Source organism: Porticoccus hydrocarbonoclasticus MCTG13d (genome assembly GCF_000744735.1).
GTDB lineage: Bacteria > Pseudomonadota > Gammaproteobacteria > Pseudomonadales > Porticoccaceae > Porticoccus > Porticoccus hydrocarbonoclasticus.
Map to the genome: position 1 here is coordinate 1,714,882 of NZ_JQMM01000001.1, position 24,814 is coordinate 1,739,695.

General features: G+C 50.3%; 24 protein-coding genes and 1 tRNA gene. 16 read left to right on the top strand and 9 right to left on the bottom strand.

The window, feature by feature from the left end; genetic code table 11:
* Positions 1–87 precede the first annotated feature (87 nt).
* From U740_RS08200 to rne, 4 genes are all read right to left on the bottom strand, one after another.
* Positions 88–453 (bottom strand): hypothetical protein, encoded by a 366-nt coding sequence (locus U740_RS08200; RefSeq protein ID WP_152556813.1) that lies wholly within the window; start codon positions 451–453, stop codon positions 88–90.
* Positions 454–686: 233 nt separating this feature from the next.
* On the bottom strand, positions 687–899 hold the full coding sequence (locus U740_RS08205) for a hypothetical protein (protein ID WP_036860141.1): 213 nt from the start codon (positions 897–899) through the stop codon (positions 687–689).
* Positions 900–940: 41 nt separating this feature from the next.
* Positions 941–1,031, bottom strand: a tRNA-Ser gene (locus U740_RS08210).
* A gap of 138 nt (positions 1,032–1,169) precedes the next feature.
* Complete coding sequence (rne, locus tag U740_RS08215; protein ID WP_036860142.1) at positions 1,170–4,121, bottom strand: ribonuclease E; 2,952 nt, start codon at positions 4,119–4,121, stop codon at positions 1,170–1,172.
* A 675-nt stretch (positions 4,122–4,796) separates the two neighbouring features.
* On the opposite strand from rne, the gene rluC reads away from it, so the two are divergent.
* Both rluC and U740_RS08225 read left to right on the top strand, forming a co-directional pair.
* Positions 4,797–5,744, top strand: coding sequence for a 23S rRNA pseudouridine(955/2504/2580) synthase RluC (gene rluC, locus U740_RS08220; protein WP_036860143.1), 948 nt, complete (start codon positions 4,797–4,799; stop codon positions 5,742–5,744).
* Positions 5,745–5,750: 6 nt separating this feature from the next.
* Positions 5,751–6,413: an HAD family hydrolase gene (locus U740_RS08225; protein ID WP_051921312.1), complete on the top strand. Its 663-nt coding sequence runs from the start codon at positions 5,751–5,753 to the stop codon at positions 6,411–6,413.
* 15 nt (positions 6,414–6,428) lie between these two features.
* Here U740_RS08225 and U740_RS08230 read toward each other — a convergent pair whose 3' ends face one another.
* The gene (locus U740_RS08230; RefSeq protein WP_036860145.1) at positions 6,429–6,998 is read right to left on the bottom strand and encodes a Maf family protein; all 570 of its coding nucleotides are present in this window, start codon (positions 6,996–6,998) and stop codon (positions 6,429–6,431) included.
* A 119-nt stretch (positions 6,999–7,117) separates the two neighbouring features.
* Between U740_RS08230 and U740_RS08235 the strand changes: the two genes are divergently transcribed.
* The 12 genes from U740_RS08235 to U740_RS08290 all read left to right on the top strand — a co-directional run bounded on the left by U740_RS08235 (position 7,118) and on the right by U740_RS08290 (position 15,912).
* Positions 7,118–7,657 (top strand): YceD family protein, encoded by a 540-nt coding sequence (locus U740_RS08235; protein ID WP_036860146.1) that lies wholly within the window; start codon positions 7,118–7,120, stop codon positions 7,655–7,657.
* A gap of 26 nt (positions 7,658–7,683) precedes the next feature.
* Entirely contained in the window at positions 7,684–7,863 is a 180-nt protein-coding gene (gene rpmF / locus U740_RS08240) for a 50S ribosomal protein L32 (protein WP_036860147.1), read from the top strand.
* Between the two features lie 24 nt (positions 7,864–7,887).
* Positions 7,888–8,925, top strand: a complete 1,038-nt coding sequence (gene plsX, locus U740_RS08245; RefSeq protein WP_081890961.1) for a phosphate acyltransferase PlsX — start codon at positions 7,888–7,890, stop codon at positions 8,923–8,925.
* 3 nt (positions 8,926–8,928) lie between these two features.
* The gene (gene fabD / locus U740_RS08250; RefSeq protein ID WP_036860148.1) at positions 8,929–9,864 is read left to right on the top strand and encodes an ACP S-malonyltransferase; all 936 of its coding nucleotides are present in this window, start codon (positions 8,929–8,931) and stop codon (positions 9,862–9,864) included.
* 27 nt (positions 9,865–9,891) lie between these two features.
* Positions 9,892–10,635: a 3-oxoacyl-ACP reductase FabG gene (gene fabG, locus U740_RS08255; protein ID WP_036860149.1), complete on the top strand. Its 744-nt coding sequence runs from the start codon at positions 9,892–9,894 to the stop codon at positions 10,633–10,635.
* 174 nt (positions 10,636–10,809) lie between these two features.
* Positions 10,810–11,046 carry an acyl carrier protein gene (acpP, locus tag U740_RS08260; RefSeq protein WP_036860150.1) on the top strand — a complete coding sequence of 79 codons (237 nt, stop codon included), beginning with the start codon at positions 10,810–10,812 and terminating at the stop codon, positions 11,044–11,046.
* A gap of 95 nt (positions 11,047–11,141) precedes the next feature.
* On the top strand, positions 11,142–11,984 hold the full coding sequence (gene pabC, locus U740_RS08265; RefSeq protein WP_036860151.1) for an aminodeoxychorismate lyase: 843 nt from the start codon (positions 11,142–11,144) through the stop codon (positions 11,982–11,984).
* Entirely contained in the window at positions 11,981–13,003 is a 1,023-nt protein-coding gene (gene mltG, locus U740_RS08270; RefSeq protein ID WP_081890962.1) for an endolytic transglycosylase MltG, read from the top strand. The genes pabC and mltG overlap by 4 nt, the downstream gene beginning before the upstream one ends.
* An 8-nt stretch (positions 13,004–13,011) precedes the next feature.
* Positions 13,012–13,665 carry a dTMP kinase gene (tmk, locus tag U740_RS08275; RefSeq protein ID WP_235189843.1) on the top strand — a complete coding sequence of 218 codons (654 nt, stop codon included), beginning with the start codon at positions 13,012–13,014 and terminating at the stop codon, positions 13,663–13,665.
* On the top strand, positions 13,665–14,615 hold the full coding sequence (locus tag U740_RS08280) for a DNA polymerase III subunit delta' (protein ID WP_036860153.1): 951 nt from the start codon (positions 13,665–13,667) through the stop codon (positions 14,613–14,615). The genes tmk and U740_RS08280 overlap by 1 nt, the downstream gene beginning before the upstream one ends.
* 102 nt (positions 14,616–14,717) lie before the next feature.
* The gene (locus U740_RS08285) at positions 14,718–15,071 is read left to right on the top strand and encodes a PilZ domain-containing protein (protein ID WP_152556866.1); all 354 of its coding nucleotides are present in this window, start codon (positions 14,718–14,720) and stop codon (positions 15,069–15,071) included.
* A 31-nt stretch (positions 15,072–15,102) separates the two neighbouring features.
* On the top strand, positions 15,103–15,912 hold the full coding sequence (locus U740_RS08290; RefSeq protein ID WP_327078591.1) for a TatD family hydrolase: 810 nt from the start codon (positions 15,103–15,105) through the stop codon (positions 15,910–15,912).
* Between the two features lie 126 nt (positions 15,913–16,038).
* Here U740_RS08290 and U740_RS08295 read toward each other — a convergent pair whose 3' ends face one another.
* The 4 genes from U740_RS08295 to U740_RS08315 form a co-directional block, all read right to left on the bottom strand.
* The gene (locus U740_RS08295; protein WP_036860155.1) at positions 16,039–16,998 is read right to left on the bottom strand and encodes a DUF4340 domain-containing protein; all 960 of its coding nucleotides are present in this window, start codon (positions 16,996–16,998) and stop codon (positions 16,039–16,041) included.
* Between the two features lie 14 nt (positions 16,999–17,012).
* The gene (locus U740_RS08300) at positions 17,013–19,895 is read right to left on the bottom strand and encodes a Gldg family protein (RefSeq protein WP_036860156.1); all 2,883 of its coding nucleotides are present in this window, start codon (positions 19,893–19,895) and stop codon (positions 17,013–17,015) included.
* Positions 19,885–20,865, bottom strand: coding sequence for an ABC transporter ATP-binding protein (locus U740_RS08305; RefSeq protein ID WP_036860157.1), 981 nt, complete (start codon positions 20,863–20,865; stop codon positions 19,885–19,887). The genes U740_RS08300 and U740_RS08305 overlap by 11 nt, the downstream gene beginning before the upstream one ends.
* 288 nt (positions 20,866–21,153) lie before the next feature.
* The gene (locus tag U740_RS08315; RefSeq protein WP_051921320.1) at positions 21,154–22,131 is read right to left on the bottom strand and encodes an ATP adenylyltransferase family protein; all 978 of its coding nucleotides are present in this window, start codon (positions 22,129–22,131) and stop codon (positions 21,154–21,156) included.
* A gap of 75 nt (positions 22,132–22,206) precedes the next feature.
* Between U740_RS08315 and trmH the strand changes: the two genes are divergently transcribed.
* Together trmH and U740_RS08325 are read left to right on the top strand one after the other, a co-directional pair.
* Complete coding sequence (trmH, locus tag U740_RS08320) at positions 22,207–22,887, top strand: tRNA (guanosine(18)-2'-O)-methyltransferase TrmH (protein WP_036860159.1); 681 nt, start codon at positions 22,207–22,209, stop codon at positions 22,885–22,887.
* Between the two features lie 134 nt (positions 22,888–23,021).
* Positions 23,022–24,800 carry an acyl-CoA dehydrogenase gene (locus U740_RS08325; protein ID WP_036860160.1) on the top strand — a complete coding sequence of 593 codons (1,779 nt, stop codon included), beginning with the start codon at positions 23,022–23,024 and terminating at the stop codon, positions 24,798–24,800.
* The last annotated feature ends 14 nt before the right edge of the window (positions 24,801–24,814 follow it).

A 24,814-nucleotide genomic window follows, 5' to 3' on the forward strand; every position in this document is an offset into this window, starting at 1 on the left:
TATAACCACCGTTTGGAAAACATGACAATCATGATGGCGCAGGCCTTAATAAGCCAAATTACGCCAGTCGGCTTTTAGAGCCTGGGCTTACAATCTGTCGATAACATATTGGCAGACTTGCTCGTGACCACGATTAACGACACTTTTGACAGTGGTATCCGCTGCAGTTGTTACCTGAAAAATACAGGTTGCCTGTACAGACCGTTTGTAATTGGAGTAGGAAGCAGTTTCAACTGTTTCTGCTCGGGTCCAACGATAGATTTCCCCGCCTCCCGATAGCTCTGTTACAGAGTCCGGTGTTGGCAGTTTTTCTGCCAAATCACCGATAAAAAGGCCATGCCACTCTCCCGGTTGTGTTGAGCTGACGCTGGTGTCAGTGGATGAAGTTGTGCAGCTGGCGACAAATATACAGGCAGTGAAAATTACCAGGTGCAAGTAGGTGGTAGAGTTCATTTTTCTGGCAGCCAGTATCATTTCTGTGTATCACAGATTACTAAAAGTGGTCGGATCTTGTTAGACGATAGCAGAAGTTGACCCGGAAACAGAGATCCATGATCTCTGACTCGGGGATTGCAGGGGAGGTGGAGGAATACGAACAATGGGCGGAGAGAAGGGCGATGAACTGGATTGACCGGTCACGAGGAGTTTTCAGTGGAAACTAAGCTCAAAAGAAGCGATTCTCTATCTTACACAACCTGCCAGTATGTCTCAGCCCAAATTGCGCTGGCTTTCATAGTCTTGAAACTGCCTTGGTGGTAGCCAACAAAGAGCGAACCGTCTTCACGGACTTTATAGACGAGCGCTTCAACACCTTCTGTTTCTTCAGATAGTTTGAGAATAATCCAGTCGCCGCGATTGATATCGGGTCTTTCCATCACCATAACCTTTTGTTTATTCATGTTTCAAAAAAAAGCCCCTGCAGACAAGGGCATTATAAAATTGGCGGAGGGACAGGGATTCGAACCCTGGGTAGGCTATTAACCTACGCCGGTTTTCAAGACCGGTGCTTTCAACCGCTCAGCCATCCCTCCTGTGATTGTTCTTGTGGCTTGGTGCCCGGGAAGCAACAAAGTCAACTTGACCCAAGCCACAAAATAGCGGCAGATTATACAGCGGATTCAACCGCAGACAAGGCCAAACTGCACTCGTCGACAGCTATTCCACCACTTTTAAACGGTTTCAGTTTTCGATGCCCCCACTGCTTTTTCAATGGCTGTCGTTTCTGAGGATCCGGTTTCCTTGTCCCTGTTTTGTGATCGGGGATCATTGATTGCCCGTGGAATATTAACCGGGCTAACAGTAACGGGAGAAGGTTGTGATGTGTCCAGTGGCTGTGGAAGTGGCTTGTTACGTGAGTCAGTAGCTATGTCTATTTTTACTACGGGTCGAGGTGCAACTCTCGGGTCATTGCTGGCCCGAGCAGGTTGCTTCTGAGCATTGTCAATGAGCTCAGGTGCAGATTCATCCGTAAGTTCAGGTGCAGATTCCTCCGTGGTTTCAGAAACAGCCTCATCTACGGTGTCAGGAATAACAGCATCGTGCAAGGGGGTGAGGGGTTCTTCACTGGTGGCGGCTCCCATGTCGGCAGCAGAGGAGGATGGCTCTGCTTTTGCAAGGGGCTCGTTGACATCGGGGGCTTCGGTATTTTTTCTGGACTGTTCTGCCTCCCCGTCTTTCTCTTCCTCTGTGTTTGTCTCAGCAGGCTGACCAGGTTTGTCGATTGCTCCAATGTCCGTTGTCTCATCTGCCTGTTCGTCGACCTCAGTGGTGACTTCTGACGTGGGCATTTCAGCATTTTCGTGATTTGCAGTGTTGTCAGAATCCACTGATAGATTTAATGGCCCCTGGTTGTTAGCTTCTGCCTGATCCGACACCATTGTTGTGTCATTAGCAACCGTTGGCTCGGCCAAATCTTTATCTGACTGCCTAGATGGTTTGTCAGTATCGCTGGACAAAGGGCTTTTTTCCGTGTGAGTCGCGGTTTTTGTCAGGTCGGTTAATGGTTCCGCCTGCAGTGTTTCACCGACCGGAGCCTCAACAGCTGCGAGTAGTTCCGCTGGAACTTCCTGGCGTTGACGACGTTGGCGAGGAGCGCGTCGTTTGTCGCCCTCCCGGCGGGGTGGTCGGGTGCTGTTTGTGTTTGTGGTCTCCTCTTCCCGATCAGTCTTTACGGTATCCACCTCAGGTTGTTTTTCCTGCTGAGGTTTGCGGTTCTGCCGGGGCTGACGGGTTTTCCTTTCACCGTTCTCGGGCGTATTGGCGCTATCGCGCTGATCGGTCTTTTGGCCGCCTGGTTTGTTGCGATTGCGGTTGTTGCGGCGAGCATCAGGGCGACGGTTGCGTCCTTGAGAGCGGCCATCGTTTTTGTCGCGTTCTTTTGAACCTGGCTGTTTGTCGTGTTCAACTGGCTTTTCAGTTTTACCGAAGAGGAGGGTGGCCAGACGGCGCAAGAGTCCGGGCTTGCCAGTTTTTTCGACAATTTTTGTGATTTTTTCTAGAGGTACAGGCGCCGGTTGAGAGGGCGTTGGCGTTTTGACCGCCGGTTGTAAAGCCGGGGGGACGGGTTGGACATGGTCATTCTCCGGAGCGGCAAAATCCTCGGATAATGTATTGGTAAGACGATAGCTATACTCGCTGGCAAGACCGTCTTGTTCCCGAATACGTTGCACTTCGAAGTGTGGTGTTTCAAGGTTCTCGTTGGGAAGGATAATGATTTTCGAGCCGTGACGTTTCTCGATCTCAAAAATTTCTTTACGCTTTTCATTCAGCAGAAAGGTCGCCACTGAAACTGGGGTTATTGCCCGGATTTCTGCACTGAACTCTTTTTGAGCCTCTTCTTCAACAAGGCGAAGAATAGACAGGGCAAGTGAGCGGGTACCCCGGATTGTTCCCTGGCCAAGGCAGCGTGGGCAGACTTTCGAGGTGGTCTCTTCCAATGATGGCCGCAACCGCTGACGGGACATTTCAAGCAAGCCAAAACGAGAAATTTTACCCACTTGTACCCGTGCACGGTCCAGTTCAAGGGCGTCGCGCATACGATTTTCCACATCGCGCTGGTTTTTGGTGGACCCCATGTCGATAAAGTCAATAACCACCAGGCCGCCAATATCGCGAAGTCGCAGTTGACGAGTAATCTCATCGGCGGCTTCAAGGTTGGTGCGGAGCGCGGTTTCTTCGATATCACTGCCGCGCGTTGCCCTGGAGGAGTTGATATCAATAGATACCAGCGCTTCGGTGATATCAATCACAATAGAGCCGCCGGAGGGTAGCTTTACTTCTCGCTCAAAGGCAGTTTCTATCTGATTTTCAATTTGGTAACGATTGAATAGGGGTAGTGGATCTTCGTAGTATTTCACCCGGCTCTGAAAGTTGGGCATAACCTGTTTGATAAATGCCGAAGCCAGCTCGTAGGCTTCCCGGTTATCCACGATGACTTCGCCGATATCCTGTCGCAAATAGTCGCGAACTGCACGAATAATGACGTTGCTTTCCTGAAATAGAAAGTGAGGGGCCTTGCAATTGCTGGCCTCGACCTGAATGGTTTCCCAAAGTTGCAGCAGATAGTCAAGATCCCATTGCAGCTCCTCGGCTGAACGCCCGATTCCAGCTGTGCGGACAATAACGCCTACCCCGCTTGGAATTTGCAAGTCTCGCATCGCGGATTTCAGTTCTGAGCGTTCTTCCCCTTCTATGCGTCGCGAAATCCCACCAGCTCTGGGGTTGTTCGGCATAAGGACCATATATCGACCTGCGAGGCTGATAAACGTGGTTAATGCCGCCCCTTTATTGCCGCGTTCTTCCTTTTCAACCTGGATGACGACTTCAGTACCTTCCTTGATAACATCCTGAATCTTGATGCGACCATCGGCGTCTGATGATTTTCTGGAAAAGTATTCACGTGAGATTTCTTTCAGAGGAAGAAAGCCGTGGCGTTCTGCGCCATAATCCACGAAGGCGGCCTCAAGGCTGGGTTCAACCCGGGTTATTCTGCCTTTGTAGATATTTGCTTTACGTTGTTCTCTGGTACGGTTTTCCAGGTCGAGGTCATAGAGACGTTGTCCATCGACCAGTGCTACCCGAAGCTCTTCTGGCTGGGAAGCGTTGATAAGCATGCGTTTCATTGAAGAATCCTACTGTCTTGCGCCGTCAAGAGCAGCAGAAGCACCACTATAAAATGAGCAATATAACTGGATAAATAGCAAAGCAGTGTATACCACCTACACTTAGGAAGGCGATAGAAATAAGGTCATAACCCTTTGTTTTTAAACACTTTAGTTTTATCAATCACTGATTCTGTCCGGTTTTCCCATCGAGTGTTCAACTTGATTGCTATGGTGCCACTTATTCGTTCGAAGAGGCAAAAGCCGAGCGGTAAAGTTTGCTAATGTAACCGGCAACTGGCAGGCGAAAATAGCACATGTCTGGCTGGCAATGCCTGGTGAACGATATATCGATCAAAAAATCCTGTGGTAACCTCTGCGCATTCAGCGCGGTTTTCTGTGGCAGCTGTCCTCGCTGGTTTGCGGAACAACTGGCGTAATAAATCAAAAGGGCTTTCGCCGCGTTGAGTGGGGCTACCCTGCCAATATCGACTTGGTGAGGGCGGTCGTCTTTGCCGAACTAATTTCGGGCCCGATTCAACGCGGAGTTAATATATCAGTAATTGTCTTTCTCTTCAATTTGCAGTCCTGTGAAAATTGGGTTAATTGCATGATTATCAGTGATTTTTTCTTCTTCATGGATGCTCCTGCCAGGGCTAACTGCTAGAATTCATCTCCTTTTCCTGGGCTCACCCTATGACTGAAATACAAAATGGCTCTTTAGGGGTCCACTTCGTTAAAATTGACGAGAACCATGACGGTCAGCGAATAGATAATTTTCTGTTGGGCAGATTGAAAGGTGTGCCGAAATCGCGAGTCTACAGAATCCTTCGCAAAGGTGAAGTGCGCGTGAACGGTTCCCGGGTCAAGGCAGAGTATCGTCTGCAGGTCGGTGATGCGGTGCGAATTCCACCTGTTCGGGTAGCGGAGCGCGATGTGCCAGCAGGTCCCAGCCCAAAGTTGCAGCAGTTACTTGAGCAGAATATTGTCTACGAAGATACCGCGTTCCTGGTGGTCAATAAACCAGCTGGGTTGGCGGTTCATGGTGGCAGTGGTGTCAGTCTGGGCCTGATTGAATCGTTGAGAGCTACTCGGCCTTCTGCGCCGTTTCTGGAGCTGGTTCATCGTCTGGATCGGGAGACATCCGGTTGCCTGATGATCGCGAAGAAGCGATCCATGTTGCGTCACCTTCAGGATGAAATGCGTGCCGGCCGTGTAGTTAAGGTCTATCAGGCGTTGTGCTGTGGCAGTTGGCCGAAAGGGATGAAACGGATCAGCGCGCCATTGCGTAAGAATGAGCTGAAGTCGGGCGAGCGGGTTGTCAAGGTGGACCCGGACGGTAAGGCGTCAGTTACGCATTTTCAGGTTTTACATCGCTATCGAGGCGCGACTTTGCTCGAAGTGGCTCTGGAAACAGGGCGTACCCATCAAATTCGTGTCCATTGCCAGTTCGCAGGTTGCCCGCTGGCGGGGGACGAAAAGTATGCTGATGTTGAGTGTAATCGCCAAATGCGGGAGAAAGGCCTGAGGCGTATGTTTCTGCATGCGGGGCAGTTGGAAGTCAGTTTGCCCGATGGTCAGCTTGTTGACATTCGATCGCCGTTACCCGGTGATCTGGCCGCCTTATTAACTAACCTGGAGTAACTGTCGGTGCCCAAGCTTTTGATCTTCGACTGGGACGGCACACTCTGTGATTCGTTATCCCGTATTGTTTATTGTCTTCGTTGTGCCGCGGAGTCGGTCGGTTTGCCTCCCCCTTCCGAGCTGGATGCCCGCAATATAGTGGGGCTGGGGATGGTAGATGCATTGACCACCTTGTTTCCCGGCATGGCGCGTGAGCAGATTGACGCCATGCGGGACAGCTATTCCCGCCATTTTGTCGAAGCAGATCGTGAGCCATCACCTTTTTTTAGTGGGGTTTCTGAAACCCTGTGTCGTCTCAAGGACCAGGGCTACCTGCTCACTGTTGCAACCGGTAAAAGTCGTCGTGGTCTAGACAGGGTATTGCAGGCCCGCCAGCTGGACCGGTTTTTTGACGGCACCCGTTGCGCCGATGAAACGGCAGGCAAGCCCCATCCTTTGATGCTGATTGAGTTGATGAAAGAGTTTGAGTGTTCTCCCGAGGAGTCAATCATGATCGGCGACACAGAATATGACTTGGCGATGGCTGTCAATGCCGGAATGTCAAGTATAGGAGTAAGCTACGGCGCCCATGATTCGAGACGATTGAGTCAGTATCGGCCGCTGGCGTGTCTGGATAAATTTTCAGATGTTGAGCTGATTGTAAAAAATATAAAAAACAATAAGTTGTAATTATTTATTTAAGTATTACATTAATTTTCTCATCAGCATTTTATTCAGGCTGATCAGAGGTAATCCAATCAAGGCGGTGGGGTCGCTACTGTAGACAGCATCAAACAGCGTGATACCCAGTCCTTCACTGCGGAAGCTGCCAGCACAGTTATACGGGGTATCATTTACAAGGTATTCAGTGATCTCCGTGTCACTTAACTGGCGAAAGATAACCTCTGTTATCACCATGTCTACCTGACTTTGTTGGGTAGCGCTATCCAGCAATGCCAAGCCGGTCAGGAAATGAACCTTTTTGCCGGACTCTGAGCGAAGCTGCTTAAAGGCGTTGTCAAAATTGCCCGGTTTTGTCAGCAGTTTTCCTTCGTTAACTGCGATCTGATCTGAGCCAATAATCAGGTGGTTATCAAAACGGTGGGCGATAGCCATGGCCTTTTCCAGCGAGAGGCGTTTGACCAGCGCTTCAGGTGGTTCTGCCGGTTGAGGCTGCTCGTCAATGTCGGGCGAAATAATTTCAAATGGTATACGCAAGCGCTGCAGCAGCTCTCGCCGATAGGGTGATGAAGATGCCAGCACAAGGTTTTTCATGATAAAACTCCAAATGATCTTTTAATGTTCCAGGGGGTATAATCAGGACTATAAACTGGTGATATTGGACCCAGTTTTTCTTTGACAGATCAAGGTCATATCACTATTATGGCGCGCCTATGTCAATGCCCCCCATGAGAAGCTTCCTGCCGCGGATGTTAGAGTCCCGCCGTCTTGCACATCAGGGTGTGGCGATTTCCGGGGAGCTGGATCAGGCTTTCTGTGACAGGTTGGCAGAGGCAGTAATTGATATTGTCGAACCCATTGACGTCGAATTGAGGTTTGATACAGCCGAACAGGGTCGCAGGGTAATGACAGGAACAGTTTCAACCTCTGTATTGATTCCTTGCCAGCGATGCCTGGAGGCGATGCCGGTAGCGCTGTCTGCAGAGTTCAGATTGGGTATAGTCTGGTCAGAAGAAGAGGCCGCCGCGTTACCTAAAGACCTGGATCCATGGCTTGTCGACAATGAAGCCGCAGATGTGGCTGAAGTGCTTGAGGATGAATTACTTTTAACATTGCCGTTTGTATCCTATCACCCCAAGGATCAATGCAATGATGTGGCCGGTTACTCTACGGGAGAGCATCCTGCTGAAGAATCCGCTAAAAACCCTTTTGGTATTTTGAAGCAACTGAAGAACAGTGGCTCCGATAATTAACAAGTAGTATTTTCAGGAGAAAGAAAATGGCCGTTCAAAAAAGTCGTAAAACCCGATCCAAGCGTGGTATGCGTCGTGCTCACGATGCCCTGACGGGCCCCACCCTTTCTACAGATCCCGTTAGTGGTGAAAAGCACCTTCGGCATCAGGTTACTGCTGACGGCTTCTACCGCGGAAAGAAAGTGGTTTCTTCTGCTGAAGACTGATCCACTGGGTTAGATTTGTTATTTTTGGCTGGCTCATACTGTCTTGCCATTGACGCCATGGGCGGGGACTTCGGTCCTCGCGTAACTGTCCCTGCGACCCTCGATATTCTTCGCCAGCAGCCCAATCTACGGGTTGTTCTTTTCGGTGATGCAGAACAAATCCAGCAACAACTCCGCCTTGCTGCTGATCATTTTCCTGAACGTCTTCAAGTCCGTCATTGCTCTCAGTTTGTCTCTATGGATGACAAGCCGTCATTTGCCCTCCGCAATAAAAGGGATTCCTCCATGTGGCTTGCTGTAGAGCAAGTTGCAAATAAACAGGCGGCGGCTTGCGTCAGTGCGGGCAATACCGGTGCGCTCATGGCCATGTCATTGTTTCAGTTGGGGTCCTTGCCCGGTATTAGTCGCCCAGCGATCGGGGCCCGGATTCCAACTGCTCGTGGATTTACCTATTTGCTGGATATGGGTGCCAATTTAGAGTGCACCGCAGAGCAGCTGTACCAGTTTGGACTGATCGCATCTTTGGTCGCTGCGGAGGTAGATGGCAATGCCAGCCCTTCAGTGGGGTTGCTGAATATCGGGGTGGAATCACTTAAAGGGAAACAGGAAATCCTCGATGCCGCAGCTTTGTTTAATACTAACCCCGATATTCATTACATCGGATTTGTTGAGGCCGACTCACTCTTTAACGGAGAAGCCGATATCGTGGTTTGTGATGGTTTCAGCGGCAATATTGCTCTGAAAGCTGGCGAGGGTGTGGCAAAACTACTTCAGAGGCAGATCAGGGATGCCTTGGGAGAAACTGTATTGGCCCGGTTTGGTGCATTGTTTCTGAAACCAGCACTCGGACGGTTACTTAAACGTGTTGACCCGGCACGGTATAATGGCGCCAGTTTTCTTGGCTTGCAGGGTGTCGTTATTAAAAGTCACGGTAGTGCTGATCAATGGGGTTTCGCCAGAGCAATTGAGGTGGCCCTCAATGAAGCAGAGCGGGACCTTCCAACATTGATTGAAAAGCGACTGTCCGAGAATAATCAATCAGCTGTTGTAATACAGAGGTAATCAATGAAAAATAATCTGGCATTTGTCTTTCCGGGCCAGGGATCCCAGAAAATTGGCATGCTCTCTGAGTTGTCTGGGAAGTACGCAATGGTGCAGGATACTTTTGCCGAGGCTTCGGATGTGCTCCATTATGATCTGTGGGACATGGTGCAAAAGGGTAGTCAGGAAGATATTACACTGACAGAGCGCACCCAACCCTTGCTCTTGACCGCCAGTGTTGCAGTCTGGCGAATATGGCAGCAGGAAGGGGGTGCCCGTCCGGCCCTGATGGCGGGCCACAGCCTGGGCGAATGGTCTGCCCTGGTCTGTTCTGGCGTAGTGGCCTTTGAAGATGCCGTGCGCCTGGTCCGTAATCGTGGGGCCTACATGCAGGAGGCTGTACCCAGGGGCGAAGGCGCTATGGCTGCCATACTCGGTCTGGACGACGATTTGATTAAAGAAATCTGTGCGAAGGCCTGTGAGGGACAAGAGGTGTCTGCGGTCAACTTCAACTCCCCCGGCCAAGTGGTTATAGCGGGGAATTCAGCGGCCGTTGAGCGCGCGATTGAAGGTTGCAGGGCGGCCGGCGCCAAACGTGCCATGCCCCTGCCCGTAAGTGCGCCATTCCATACTGGTTTGATGAAGCCCGCTGCGGATCGTCTGGCCACCGAAATTCTGGCCACCCAGTTTTCCGCACCGGAAGTATTAATAGTTCACAACGTCAATGCAAAAACCGAGTCTGATCCGGATCGTATCAAGCACTTGATGATTGAGCAGATTTTTAAGCCGGTACAGTGGGTGGAATGCGTCAATACTCTCGTTTCTGCAGGTGTTGATACCGTGGTTGAGTGTGGTGCCGGCAAGGTGTTGGGAGGCTTATGCAAGCGTATCGCTCCCTCATTGATGACATATGCCACAGAAGACAGTGATAATTTGACCAAATCACTGGCAGGGTTGTAACTGCCTGCCAGTAGTAAAGGAGTAGTGATGAGTGTTATAGATAAAGTGGCTCTGGTTACCGGTGCTACCCGGGGGATTGGTGCCGCGATTGCCGATGGCCTGGGTGCTCAAGGTGCAATTGTTGTAGGTACGGCAACTTCCACATCCGGAGCAGAGCAGATTTCTGCCAGATTTCGCGAAAAAAACATCAGGGGAGTTGGCATGGTGCTTGATGTCGCCAGTCAAGAGTCGGTTGACGGAGTGCTGACAGCTATAATCGAATCCTATGGTGCGCCGTTGATTTTGGTTAACAATGCGGGTATCACCAAAGACAACCTCCTGATGCGGATGAAGGATGAGGAGTGGTTTGATGTGATTGACACGAATCTCAACTCACTCTATCGCTTATCCAAGGCCTGTCTCCGTGGCATGAGCAAGGCCCGTTGGGGCAGGATCGTCAATATCAGTTCTGTGGTCGGTTCCATGGGTAATGCCGGACAAACTAACTACTGTGCTACCAAAGCGGGTGTCGGTGGTTTTACCCGCTCTTTAGCTAAAGAGCTTGGGCCACGCAATATTACGGTAAATGCCGTCTCCCCGGGTTTTATTGATACTGACATGACAAAGGAGTTGCCCGAAGCCAGCAAGCAGGCAATATTGTCACAGGTACCACTGAATCGTCTGGGTTCAGCTGAAGAGATTGCCGCAGTCGTGAATTTCTTGGTTGGTGATGGCGGCAACTACATTACCGGCGAGAATATACACGTAAACGGTGGCATGTACATGTCTTAACTTTTTGAAATATAAAATAAAAACAGGATTTTCCTGAAACCGGTTACACACCGGGGTTTTTACAGGTAAAATGCGCGCCAGATGTGCCGTTAATTACAGATTTCTTGTTGTTGGTTAAATCTACACGCCAAGCAACAGACTAGCCTATAAGATTTAAAGGAGAGAATAAATATCATGAGCAGCATCGAAGAACGTGTCGCGAAAATGGTCGCAGAGCAATTGGGCGTCAAAGAAGCAGATGTAAAACCTGAGTCTTCCTTTGTTGAAGATCTGGGTGCTGACTCCCTGGATACCGTTGAGCTGATCATGGCTCTCGAAGAAGAGTTTGATACTGAAATTCCCGATGAAGAAGCTGAAAAAATTGCTACAGTTCAGAATGCGATTGATTACATCAACGCGAATCTCGGGTAACAAAATTTACTAATATTGATTGCAAAAAAACCGCTCTCACTGAGCGGTTTTTTTATACCTGTCTTTTGCACGTTTATCTGTTTTAATTTCCACCCATGAATAATCACTCTCCCATCACCCAGATAAATGGTGAAGACACCAACTGCGTCAATGCGTTTGATCGTGGTCTTTACTACGGACACGGTCTGTTTGAAACAACAAGGCTGTCCGGTGGCGCTATTCCTCTTTGGCCATTACATTGTAAGCGGTTGGCTGCAGGCGCCAGCCGCTTGGGGATACCCTGTGACGAGAGAAAGCTGGTGGAATATCGGGATACCCTGTTAGCACAGTGCCCGGATAACGGTATTGTTAAAATTGTCCTGACGGCAGGGGTCGGTGGTTCAGGTTATCGGCCACCGGAGTCCGTTTCTCCCAGCTATCTGTTCCAGTGGTTTCCGTTTCCCAAGTACAGCTGTGACTGGTTCTCCACCGGAATACCCCTTTTTTTATGCAAGCACAAACTGGCGATTTCATCTTCGCTGGCCGGAATGAAACACCTCAACCGACTCGAACAGGTGTTGGCCAGAGCCGAGTGGGGAGATGAGTACCCCGAGGGATTGTTGCTTGATCAGCAGGGGCTTGTGATTGAAGGGGTGAGCAGTAATCTTTTTTGTTTTCGTGAAAATCAATGGTTTACTCCGATCCTTGCGGACTGCGGTGTTGCCGGGGTGATGCGTGAATACCTGATGTCGGTGCTTCTACCGGCACTGTCTGTTCCAGTGACAGAATCACGAATAACACTGGAAAAGCTGGTCTCTTCCGAAGAGGTATTCCTGTGCAACTCCGTCGTAGGTATATGGCCCGTGGTTTCACTCGCTGACAGGTATCATTGGCCATTGGGTGAGCATGTCAAATCCATTCAACATCGACTCCAGGACGTTTTACCGTGTTACGGGTGATACATCGTTACTTATTGCTTGCGACATTCACGTTTATACTAGCTGCCATCGCTGTTTTCCTGGTTATCAGCTGGCACCTGGATACTCCGATGCAGGTGGGTGAGGACGAATTTGTCTTCACTGTTCCTTCGGGTTCCTCGCTAACCCTGTTATCTCTCAGTCTGGCAGATAAAGGCATGTTGAAGTGGCCCGATGTACTGATTCTCTGGAGTAGAATGACTGGGCAAAGCACGATCAAGGCTGGAGAGTACAAACTACAGCCGGGTGATACGCCCAGAGAATTGCTCAATATGTTGACGGAAGGCAGGGTTGTCCAGCATCAAATTACCTTTCCCGAGGGGTTGCGTTTTGCTGAATGGCTGCATTTGCTGAATCAGCAACCGGGGTTGGTTAAATTGTTGCCTGGATTGAGCGGTGATGAGGTTATCAAAACCCTGTCGCTGGAGATTGAACACCCCGAGGGTTGGTTTTTTCCTGATACATACAGTTATAGTTATGGCGACAGTGATCGTGATATTTTGTCGCAGGCCCACCAACGAATGCAGGCGGTGTTGGCTGAGGAATGGCAACAACGGACGTCGGACCTACCCTTTAACTCGCCCTATGAGGCCTTAATTCTGGCATCGATTGTGGAAAAAGAGACGGGAGTAACCAGTGAGCGGGGTGAGATAGCTGGTGTTTTTGTGCGACGACTTAAGCGTGGTATGAAGCTGCAGACAGATCCCACCATCATTTATGGATTGGGGGATGACTATCAGGGGTATATCAAGCGCCGGCATTTGCAAAAAGCGACGCCCTATAACACGTATATTATCGATGGACTGCCACCCACGCCAATTGCGATGCCAGGACGCGGCGCGATTCACGCTGTGTTAAATCCGCAAGAGGGTGACAGCCTTTTTTTTGTGGCAAAGGGCGATGGCAGTCACTACTTTTCCGCCAGTTATGAAGAACATTTGAAAGCCGTCCAAAAATTCCAGTTGCAGCGGCGCTCCGATTACCGCTCAACCCCCCGCTAGCGAGCATAATGAATATCAATGAGATGAAGCCTGAAAGTGCCATGTTTATCACCGTGGAAGGAGGCGAGGGTGTAGGTAAAAGCACCAATATGGCCTTTATCGGTGAATGGCTTGAGCGCCACAATATCCCATATATTGCCACCCGGGAGCCGGGAGGGACCCCTCTGGCTGAAGAGATTCGAGCGTTACTGGTGAAACCTAGAGCGGAGCCTGTGGCGGAGAATACCGAGTTGTTACTTATGTTTGCTGCCCGCGCTCAGCATATAGCAGAAGTGATTATGCCGGCCTTGCGCCGCGGCCAGTGGGTTCTCTGTGATCGTTTTACCGATGCTACCTATGCCTATCAGGGGGGCGGGCGGGGGATAGACAGAGCAAAAATCGCGCAGCTGGAAAACCTGGTACAGGGAGCGTTGCACCCTGATATGACATTGTTGTTGGACATTCCAGTCAAACAGGGGCTGGCTCGGGCAAGGGAACGTGGTGAGCCGGATCGTTTCGAACGGGAAGAGCTGTTTTTTTTCAACGCTGTTCGCGATTGTTATCTGCAACGTGCCAGTGAAGAACCGCATCGATATCGCATTGTTGACGCATCGCTGCCGCTTGTCGATGTGCAGAGCTCTCTGGCCATGCATCTCAAGCAGTTTTTGGAAAGTAGCGCGTGATGTTGCCCATAACCGAGCCATATCCCTGGCAACAAAATCAGTGGATGCAGCTCAACAGGCTGATTAGCCAGGAAAAGTTGCCGCATGCTCTGGTTCTTTGTGGACCTCGACATCTCGGTAAAGAACAATTTGGCTACGCCCTGGCGCAAAGGCTTCTTTGTGACAATCAACAAGGGCAGGTGGCATGTGGTGTCTGTAAACAATGTTCGTTGTTTACTTCGCAAAATCATCCGGATGTTTTGCGGATAGTACCGGAGGAAGAGGGTAAGGCCATCCGGATTGACCGCATTCGTCAGTTGAGTGAATTCACTGAAAAGACAGCACAGCAGAGCGGTTGGAAGATTGTGATTATTTCCCCCGCAGATGCGATGAACATTAACGCGGCTAATGCCCTGTTGAAAACACTTGAGGAGCCAGCCAGAAAAACACTGTTGATACTGGTCTGTCATCGGCTCTCAAGGTTATCGGCGACCGTGCGGAGCCGTTGCCAGAAAGTTGTTTTTCCCGTTCCGGCACCGGCTGAAGTTCATGCTTGGTTGTCATCGAAGATAGCGGATTCCGATAGCAGTGAAGCTGAGCTATTGCAGTATGCCGAAGGTCGACCCCTGTTGGCGCTGGAGTTTCTTCAGACTGACCTGCTGGAGATACGCCGTACCTTCGATAAAATGCTCGATGAGCTGGCTTCTGGACAGTTGAGTGCTATTGTCTCAGCCCAGAAATGTCAGTCTATAGACACAATGATGGCGATCGACTGGTTATACAGTCGGCTGGCCCTGGAATTGAAGACGAAAGAAATGCACCCTGGTGCCTACCGCTATCTGGATCGACTTATACAGATAAAAAGACGGCTTCAGGCGGGGGGGAACCCCAATAAATCATTATTGTGGGAGGAGCTGATGCTGGATTGGCAACATCTAGTATCACTGGCTCCCTCCAGACGCGCAGGGTAAGCTTGAAGCGAAAAGTATTCTTGTTTAAAGAGGCAGCCAAGTTGGCTGTCCCCAACGTTTGTATAGTAGACTTCTGTTAAATTTTTCGGGTTGATTATGGATATGGAAGCGTTTAGTGGTAGCGTTCGAAATGGTATTTTGAACCTTTCGATCAAAGATGAGCAGGCGTTATATGCTGCTTACATGCCGTTTGTTATCAATGGCGGTTTATTTATTGCTACACGAAAAAACTACAATCTTGGTGATGAGGTATTCATTTTGCTGGATCTCATGGAAGAACCGGACCGTTTGCCTCTGACCGGAAAAGTTATCTGGATTACCCCGAAAGGCATGGGCGGCAACCGTCGCGAGGGTGTCGGCATCCAGTTGAATGAAAAACACGGTGACATTCAGGGTAAATTTGAAACTTATCTGGCAGGTTTGATGGAAGCGGGCAAGCCCACCAATACCATGTAATTTCACAATCAACAGGCTTTAGACGGTGCTGGTGGATTCACACTGTCATCTGGATCATCTCAATCTGGACGACAATCACAGTTCTCTTTCCTCAATACTTGACGATGCTCGTCAGCGGGGTGTTGGTGCTTTTCTGGGCGTCGGTGTAGACTTGGACAGTTCGGCAAGACTGATCGAGCTGGCGGAATCCAACCGGGATGTTCTGGTTTCTGTGGGCGTTCATCCGCTCCAGGAAACATTGCCTGCATTACCTGAACCCGATGACTTGATCCAAATTGCCAGCCATCCGGCCGTCGTGGCAGTGGGAGAAACAGGCCTTGATAACTATTACAGCCCGGACTCAGCGGCTTGGCAGGAAGAAAGTTTCATCCGCCATTTAAAGGTGGCAGATAAACTGAACAAACCCGTGGTCGTTCATACACGACAGGCCCAGCAGCAAACGCTGGCCATTCTGCGAGCGCATGTAAATCAGGACGTCGGCGGGGTTTTGCACTGCTTTACCGAGACCTGGGCGATGGCTGAAGCCGCCATAGCGATGAATTTTTATATTTCCTTTTCCGGAATTATTACCTTTCGCAATGCCGCAGCCTTAAGAGAAGTGGTCAAAAAAGTACCGCTCGATAAGTTGTTGGTGGAAACGGATGCGCCCTGGTTGGCGCCGGTACCCTATCGTGGCAAACAAAACCTGCCCGGCCATGTGGTAGAAGTTGCGCAGATGGTCGCCGATATAAAAGGTATTTCTTATCAGCAGGTTGCCGAAACGACGACTGCTAACTTCGCCGCGCTTTTTCTTGGTGGGCAATCGTTTTCCGCTCGTAGTAGTCCAGTAGTTCCCCTATAGCAAAACTGCCTGACTGGTTGGTTTGCTGTGGTAATCACCTTAATGCACAGCTGACCCACCTTCCTCCCCGAGCATCCATGCTTGGGAGTCTGGCAGGGGGAGTAGGGCTATTCTCGGGATTGCCCGTCATCCTTCTTTGTCTTCAACCTTTTGTTCTTCCTGTGAATTAACCATTAACTGGCTGGATTGGACGATCTCTTCGTAGTCACTTTTTGAAAAAGTAAACAAGATGTCTTTATCACTGCGCTGCACGAAGTGTTGTCCATTATTTTCGTGGAATGTATAGCGCCAGCTGTTATCACCAGATGTGACATCCAGTTTTATATCATGGCCCTCGGCAAGATCAGGCTTGTCCTTTACCAAACCGGTCACACGGAGTTTGTTCAGGCTGCTGAGCAGATTCTCGATTTCCTGTTGATTTTTGGCCACTGGATTATCCTGATTGATCAGAATAGCTGGACCTTTACGGGATAACTGCCAGTTATCGCCGGTTTTCACCAAGACAAAGTTAGCTCCCTCAATACGGTCAAGGTTTTTAGCCGCCAACAGAGACCTGTCCAACCAGTCAGTGGTTTTGGGGGGAATATCGGCCAGTTCCAGTTCTACTGCATAAACCTGGTCATTCCCGCCCTTTCTTATGTGTAGTTGTTTGAGTCCCGGCGATGAGCCGATCAGAATTTCACCGAGCAGGTTTTCTCCGCTGTAGATAGCTATTCGACGTTGAGCATTTTTTTGATCCACCTCGAAACGGGAGTGGCTGGTCTGGTTTGTGGCAATCGGCCACTTCACCTGAAGTTGTTCAAGCTTCTCCAGTAAAGCATTCACTTTGTCGCTCTGGGCGAGCAGCCCATCTCCCAGTAATTGCCACTCGCCATCGTCCTTGCTCTTGCTCTTGCTCTTGCTCTGGCCCAGGGAAACTGTGCCGGTCTCAGAGGTAATCGTGACCTTGTCGACATTCTCCCAGTGGATATCCAGCAGAGCCTGGGGCAGGTCGCTGTTTGATTGATGCTGGGCATACCACCACAGACCTGCGATTATGATCAGCTGGATGGCCAAAAGGCCGCTCAACGCGGTTTTTGTATTCATCTTCTGAAGCTCCTTTATTTGGCTAACACATTGAGATAATGCTGTTGACGGGAGCGCTGCTGTTTCCGCTGAAACAATGCAATAATCGCCAACGCCAAAATGGCCAGCGCATAGTTCAAATACTCCCAGAAAATCTGGGTGTCATGATCCATCGGTGGCAGTGTCCTGTTGAACTGCCCTCTTGCACGAATACTGAGCATGCTGGCATCTTCCAGCGCCCAGTCCACGGTATTTGCCATCAACTGCATCGGATTCAGATATTCGCTGCCCGCTGCAGAATTTGCCATGGTCATAGTCTGATCGCGCAGAAAATCATTTGAGCTGTATAGAATGATTCTTGCCGAGGATGGTGAGTGTTCGGTTACACTGGAAAAGCCCGCAAGGGATGTCCCGGTTTCTGTGTCGCTTGCCACATCATCCTTTGACATTAGCGGTGATTCTTTTCCCGCAAAGTAAGAGGTGAAGCGACCTTCACTGATCACACCGAGTAAATAGGATTTCTCCTCCTTAGGTAGGGGGAACGCTGCGAAACCGTTTTCGTCAATTTCGGGCATGATATCCATGTTGTCGGATATCCAGGAGCGCTCCGAGCTGCGAATCAATTCCGTTATATCCCGATCGGCCTGCTTTTCAGCGTCGATAGTGATCGGTGAGGCCCAGGCTACCGTGACCTGTGGGATGTTGGCTGAAATTGGATTTTCCTCGTTTAGTCCTTCCCCTCGAGCGTCGATAAAATAGGGGTAGTCAATGACCCGGATTTCCTGAACCCTGTGGCCGCGCACATTACGGATCATGGGCATGGGGAAGGAAGCATTTTGAGCATCCAGAACCAGCTTGTTTTCAATGCCGAAACCGTGATGGGTCAGCCAGTCCTGAAATGCACCCTGAAGCTTTGCCACGCCAAGTCCCTGTTGTGTCAGGGTCGTAGTAAACGGCGAGGCTGAAGCGACGACGGTGCCACCTTTCATCAGAAACTGATCGATGGCAAAGAGTTCTTTGTCTTTCAAATTGTTTGGTGCTGCGATCACCAGAATATCTGCATCTGCAGATACGCTGCCGTCGCTCAGGTCTTCCTGGGTGACATTGAGTTCGGCGCCGAGGGTTTCCTCCAACTGGACAAAGCGGGGAGTAGATATCCCGTATTGTTCCGTTTTTTCATCCACCTTTGGTGTTACCAGAGCTACATTTTTAGTAATGCCTGAGGCGAAGCGCTTTATGCTGGCTTTCAGGTTGCGCTCGAAACTTGCCTTGGTTGGCTCATCAAAAGGAATTTGCCTTATCTGGTCGCCCTGTTCCAGAGTCAGATAAAAATAAAAACGCTCATCACTGAAAAGGCTTCTGGACATCGGTTTGAAGCCATATTTTCTGGCCAGTGCCTGTACCTCCTGAGTATTCTCTGCATTGGGGGCCACATGGTTGACGACCATTTGATCGCCAGCCTGCTGCTGTAGCGTATCGATGACATCAGTGACGGCTTTTTTATACTCGACAAGCTCCCCCGGCAGTTGTTGGTCTTCTGAAATATAAGTGTTCAGCACGAGTGTGCCATCCACCATATCGAACAGATTGCCGCCGCTGCGATAACTGTTGAGTACTTTCTTCAAGCTGCGGGTGAGGTCATATTCAGGATTGCGAAGCTGCACCTCTAGGCTGTTATCCCCCTGTGATTTCACTTCAATCAAATCCTGAAAACCCAGTACTTCAAATTCGTCGCCGTACTGCACCAGAATATTAAAATAGGAGTTTACGATGGCAGACTGATAACGGTCGGCCACCTGCAATGGTGTCGCTCGAATGCTGTATTTGGTGTTTGCTTCTTCCTCCAGTTCCGGATTGGTAACCGGATCGAGGAACTCCACTCGGACCTTGCCTTTGCCAGCGATTTCGTATTCCCGAATCAGGTCTTTCATGCGGGGTACCAGAGGTGCCAGTAACGGGTGGGTTTTACTGCTGAAATACCCGCGAATTAACAGCGGTTCCTCAACTTGATTCAGGTACTGCCGGGTGGCATCAGAGATGGAATAAATATCACCCTCGGTAGTATCAATGCGCAGCAGGTTTACTTGCCCAAGCCAGAGGTTGGCAAGTACCGCATTGGCCAACAGTAATCCGGTGATAGCCCGCCAGCTCTGATGTCGTGGTGTGCGTTTGAGGTTTGCCCAGCGCTCTTTTTCGAGAAAAAATGTGTTTAATGTCAGAAATACAATGATGATGCTGAAGTAGTAGTAGAGGTCCCTGATATCGATGACCCCTCGAGTAATCGAGTCAAATCGAGAGCCTGTCCCGAGCATTCTCAGCCACTCGCCAGTCGTATTGCCAAATAAATCCGTAATGGTGGCCGTGCCTACCAGATAAAACGAACCACAGACCCCGACAGAACAGATCAGACTGATAATCTGGTTGTCACTTCGGGCTGATACAAACAAACCAATGGACAGGTAGGCTGCGCCCAGTAACAGGGCGGCGATATAGCCTGCCCAGACTGGCCCCCAGTCAAGCTCGCCCAGCTGTGCAACGGTGAAAGGAAGTGGAAGTGTCATCAGCAGTGCTATGGCCAATAACAGCATGCAACCGAGGAATTTACCCAGTACAAAATGCCACAGGGGGAGTGGTTGGGTCAGCACATGTTCCAGCGTGCCTGTGCGCCGCTCCTCACTCCATAGTCTCATTGTCAGGGTGCTTGTCAGAAAGATCAGTAAAACGGGCATCCATTCAAAAAGTGGACGGACATCCGTAATATTTCTGGAGAAGAACGATTCGCCCCAGAAAAAAATAAACAGACTGATACCCGCGAAAGCGGCTAGGAACAGGTATGCAGTTGGTGAGGCAAAGAAAATGGCTATTTCTTTGGCGGCAATGCGGCGAATCAGGGGCAGATGTCTTTTTTCAGGCTGCATCTTTTGTCTCCTCTGCTGGTGTCTTCACCGGGACGGTATTGACCTCCCTGAAAAGGGTTTCAAGATCGCGTTTTTCCTGGCTGATGCCATAGATATCGATGTCCGCTTGCACCAGCAGCCGGGTTATTTCAGGGATCAGTTTTTGTGGGTTGGTGTCTCCCTCAACACGCAGGCGGTAGTTGAAAGGCGATTGGTTGGCTTGAGCCGTATGGTCGGGCAGTGGCTCAATAGCAAGCTCATCTTCTAATGAAGACAATGCTGAATTCACGGCTGTTATGCCGGAGGATGCTACCAGGAGCAATGTGTTGCTCCTGCGCAATTCCTCTAGCCCTGCATCGACGGCCAGTCGGCCATGTCGAATAATCAATGCCCGATCACAAATGGCGTCCACTTCCTGCATTATGTGCGTAGAGAGAATGACGGTTGCTTTGCTGGCAAGTGTTTTAATGAGTATTCTCATCTGCTCGGTCTGAGTTGGATCAAGCCCGTTCGTCGGCTCGTCCAGAATCAGTATTCTTGGCTTGCCGAGGATTGCCTGCGCGACGCCAACGCGCTGCTTATAACCCCTTGAGAGCGTGGCTATGGGGGAAAGCAGCTTATCTACCAGTGCGGTTTCCCGAATAACGCGTCTTATTTCCTGAACTTTATCTTCCTCTGCAAGGCCTTTCATATCACCCACATAATCCAGGTAATCGGCCACGGTCATTTCGGGATAGATGGGGAGGTTTTCCGGAAGGTAACCGATCTCAAGCTGTGCTTTTTTGGGATCGACCTGCAAATTAATATTATCTATCGTGATGCTACCGTTATTGGGTTCCAGATAACCACTGAGCATTTTCATGATGGTGGTTTTTCCGGCACCGTTGTGGCCGAGCAGGCCGACGATTTCGCCGTGATCGATTTTGAAATTCACCTCATCCACAGCTTTAAAATCGCCATAGAAGCGGGTTAACCGGGTAACTTCCAGCATGTGTCCTCCTACGCTGACGTAATTTTATTGTTTTATAACGGGGGCGATCAGGTGGTTTTCCTCAGGGGAGGGGGGCGAGCCAATATTGAGTGGTGGGATGGTGTTTCATCGCAGAATATAAACATCACTTCCGGATTTCCTGTTCTTTCGGTTGGGCTCTTTTGGCTCCAGTTGGACTGTTCAGGCTTTCAGCTGCTCATGATTGGGGCTTGGATAAAAAATTCAAGCACTCGAAATTTACAGATGGGATAAAGCAGAAAAAGTTCCCGGAAACGATGGTGAAATTGCTCAATCCGGTGTCACATTTTTCAATAATTCGAGACAGCCAATCTGATTCAGCTGTGTGAGTTGCTGGTCATCTTTGACCAGGATGGTGCCGGCAAACCCCAGCGCATTTATCGCCAGGTTGTTAAAGCTGCTTTGGCTTCGTGGAACAACCCAGATGTGTTCTCTGGTCATCAGCAGATTGTGTGCCGGTGCCAGGCTGTCAGCCAGATTGTGCGGCTCAAACTCACTGAGAATCCTATGATAATTGTGGCAGTTGAGCTCGGCGCAGCGTCTGATTTCATCGGACTCGTTGCCAACGGGATATGCTGTTCTTGCAACTCTGTGGGGAAATGGCAGTGTTGACTGCTTGCTGTCTTCTGCAGCCAAGGGCAGGTGTTTGAACAACGGCTCGAAGGGGTAGTTGTTGTCGGTCTCATTTTTGATCTTGGTAAAGGGAATCATCTGCAGGTGTTTGTGGGTAATGCTTGAACCGGCCTCGGGGCCGCCATTAAAAAAAACCAATCCCTGTTGGGCCTGCAGGCAAATCAACGCTGCATGAAAGTCTTCGCTATTGAGTGGTTCACGCTGATGGGCGAATTCCGTTGTTACCATCAGTATGTGATGGTCCATCACGTTAAACTTATTTAACAGGCAGCGGTAATGCTCTGTCAGTTCACCCACATAAAGCGCCGGTTCGTAGGGTAAAAAAGGGTCAAAGTCCTCGGGTTTTTTAATCTGGGAGGCCGCATCTTTGGTCGCCTTCGACTTGCGGGCAAGATTGGCCACAACTCTGATTTGCAGGTGGAGCGTGTGTTGGTCAAGCATGACCTGTTGCTCGATACAGCGGGTGGGAATCGATTTAAGTGCACCGGATGATAGGGCCGACTTTGTAACCGTCTGTACCTGTTGCCAGAGTGCTGTCCCGGAAAGATTGGTCAATGGGTACTCCTGAATTAAACCGTTGTTGATAAATGGCCGTGTGGAAATTATTTTGCGCATGACTCAACCTGCCTGCAAGCATCAGGTTACAATTTGTTGGATTATCAATCCGTCCCCAACCAGGCATGCTAAATAATGACGCCGCAACGCTTTGAGAAAATTCAGCACGTGCTGAACCGTCGCCAACCGGATCTGACGGTTATTACTGATCAGGTTCACAAGGGACAAAACCTTTCTGCCATCCTTCGTACCTGTGATGCCGTTGGTATCCTCCGGGTGCACGCTGTTTATGATACCGGCTATTTTCGTCCACACACGGGGACTGCAATGGGTTCTCAGAAATGGGTTAAAACCGAGGTTCACCGTAAAATTACCGAGCCCATCGAGCGGCTCCAACAGCAGGATTTTCAAGTCCTTGCTGCCCATTGCGATGGGGATGCCATGGATTATCGTGACGTCGATTACACCAGGCCAACCGCGTTGGTTTTAGGCGCAGAAAAGCGCGGTGTCAGTGGGCCGGCACTGGATAAAGTGGACGGTTGTGTGGTGGTACCGATGATGGGCATGTCTGAATCATATAATGTCTCGGTGGCCTGTGCGATCATCCTTGCTGAGGCGCAGCGCCAGAGGGCTATTGCCGGACTTTACCGTCAGTGTCGTCTGCCCGATGAAGAATACCACCGATTATTGTTTGAGTGGTGTCAGCCGGTGATTGCCAGGTTTTGCCAGGCGCGGGATCTTGCCTATCCTGAACTGGACGACACGGGATACCTGGTGAATCCTCAACAATTTTCAGATTTGGCAAGCCGCTCTTAGTGTAATGTATGTTCGCTCTCCGGTTTTTTTACAGTACTAATAAGTCACAAACTTGCCATGGAATATCATTAAAAAGCGATAGAATCGGTCCACTGTATTTATTTTTCGGAAGCATTTTTTAAAAGGTTCAGACCATGACAATTTACAGAGCACCCACAGCCGACATGACCTTTTTGCTCAATCACGTTTTGGCGATGGATGAGATCGCGGCATTGCCGGGTTTTGAAGATGCCACCCCGGATATGGTGGACGCTATTCTGACTGAAGCCGCGCGCTTTTTTGGCGAAGTGGTCGCTCCGACCAATCAGCTGGCTGACAGGCAGGGGACGCAGCTCGATGGCACTACGGTCATCACTGCCCCGGTACTGGACGGCATCTATCAACAGATGCTGGAAGCTGGCTGGATGGGGTTGGCGGCCGATGTGGATTTTGGTGGTCAGGGTATGCCGGGTGTGCTGTCCATCGCCGTTGATGAGATGAGCCAGTCTGCCAATATGGCATTCGGTTTGTGCCCCATGTTGACCAAAGGTGTGGTCACAGCCCTGAGTATTTATGGCAGTGACCAGCAAAAAGCTTTTTACCTGCCGCGACTTATCTCCGGTGAATGGAGTGGCACCATGAACCTGACGGAGTCTCAGGCTGGCTCGGATCTGGCCGCAGTGCGCACCAAAGCCACGCCAAATGGCGACCATTACCTGCTCAGTGGCCAAAAGATTTTCATTACCTGGGGCGATCATGAGTACACGGATAACATTATTCATCTGGTGTTGGCCAGAACTCCGGATGCTCCCGCCGGGGTCAAGGGCATCTCCCTGTTTCTGGTGCCCAAGTATCAGTTCAAGGACGATGGCACGCGCGGTGAACGCAATGATGTCTATTGCGTCGGACTTGAACACAAGATGGGTATTCATGCGAGCCCCACCTGCACGCTTGCGTTCGGTGATAACGGTGGCGCAGTGGGCTATCTGATCGGTGAGGAAAACCAGGGCCTGGTCTACATGTTTGCCATGATGAATGAGGCACGCCTCGCCGTTGGCTTGCAGGGTGTCGCTGTCAGTGAGCGTGCCTACCAGCAAGCGGTCGCTTTTGCCAAAGATCGGATTCAGGGCGCGATTCCAGGTAAAAACGGGGTTGCCATCATTCATCACCCGGATGTCCGCCGTATGCTGATGCAAATGCGTGCTCTGACTGAAGGTGCCCGCGCCATGGCCTACTCTTCGTTAGCGCACGAAGATCGTGCACATAAAATGGAGGATGAGGAGCAGAGTCGCTATCACCAGAGGCGGGTTGACCTTTTGACGCCATTGGTAAAGGGCTGGTGCACGGAAATCAGTCTGGAGGTTACATCCCTTGGCATACAGGTGCACGGCGGTATGGGCTACGTAGAGGAAACCGGCGCTGCCCAACATCTGAGAGATGCTCGCATCCTGCCAATTTACGAGGGTACCAACGGTATCCAGGCCATGGACCTGGTGGGGCGTAAAATTGCCAGGGATCAGGGTTTGGGCGCAATGGAGTTGATCAAGGATCTCCATCCTGTCCTGCGCGAGGCCGGTGACGCAGGTCTGCCGGTAATCGCCGAGTCTTTATCGGCGTCGCTGGCTGATTTAAAAGAGGCGGTCGAGGTGCTTCTTGCCAGTGCGGCTGATGAAAACTGGGCAACCCCGGGTGCCATGGCGCATAACCTGCTCATGTTAATGGGCACATGTGTGGCCGGAGCCATGCTGGCAAAAAGCGCCGTGGCAGCCTCTAAATTACAAAAAGCGGATAGTGGCAACCCGCTATTCAACAGCAGCAAGCTGACCACAGCCAATTTTTTTGCAGAGCATGTTTTGCCGAGAACGGCCTCTTACCTGGCGGCGGTCAAGGCGGGTTCCGATTCGGTCCTGGCGCTGGATATTGATGCATTCTGATCGCTCGTCGACAA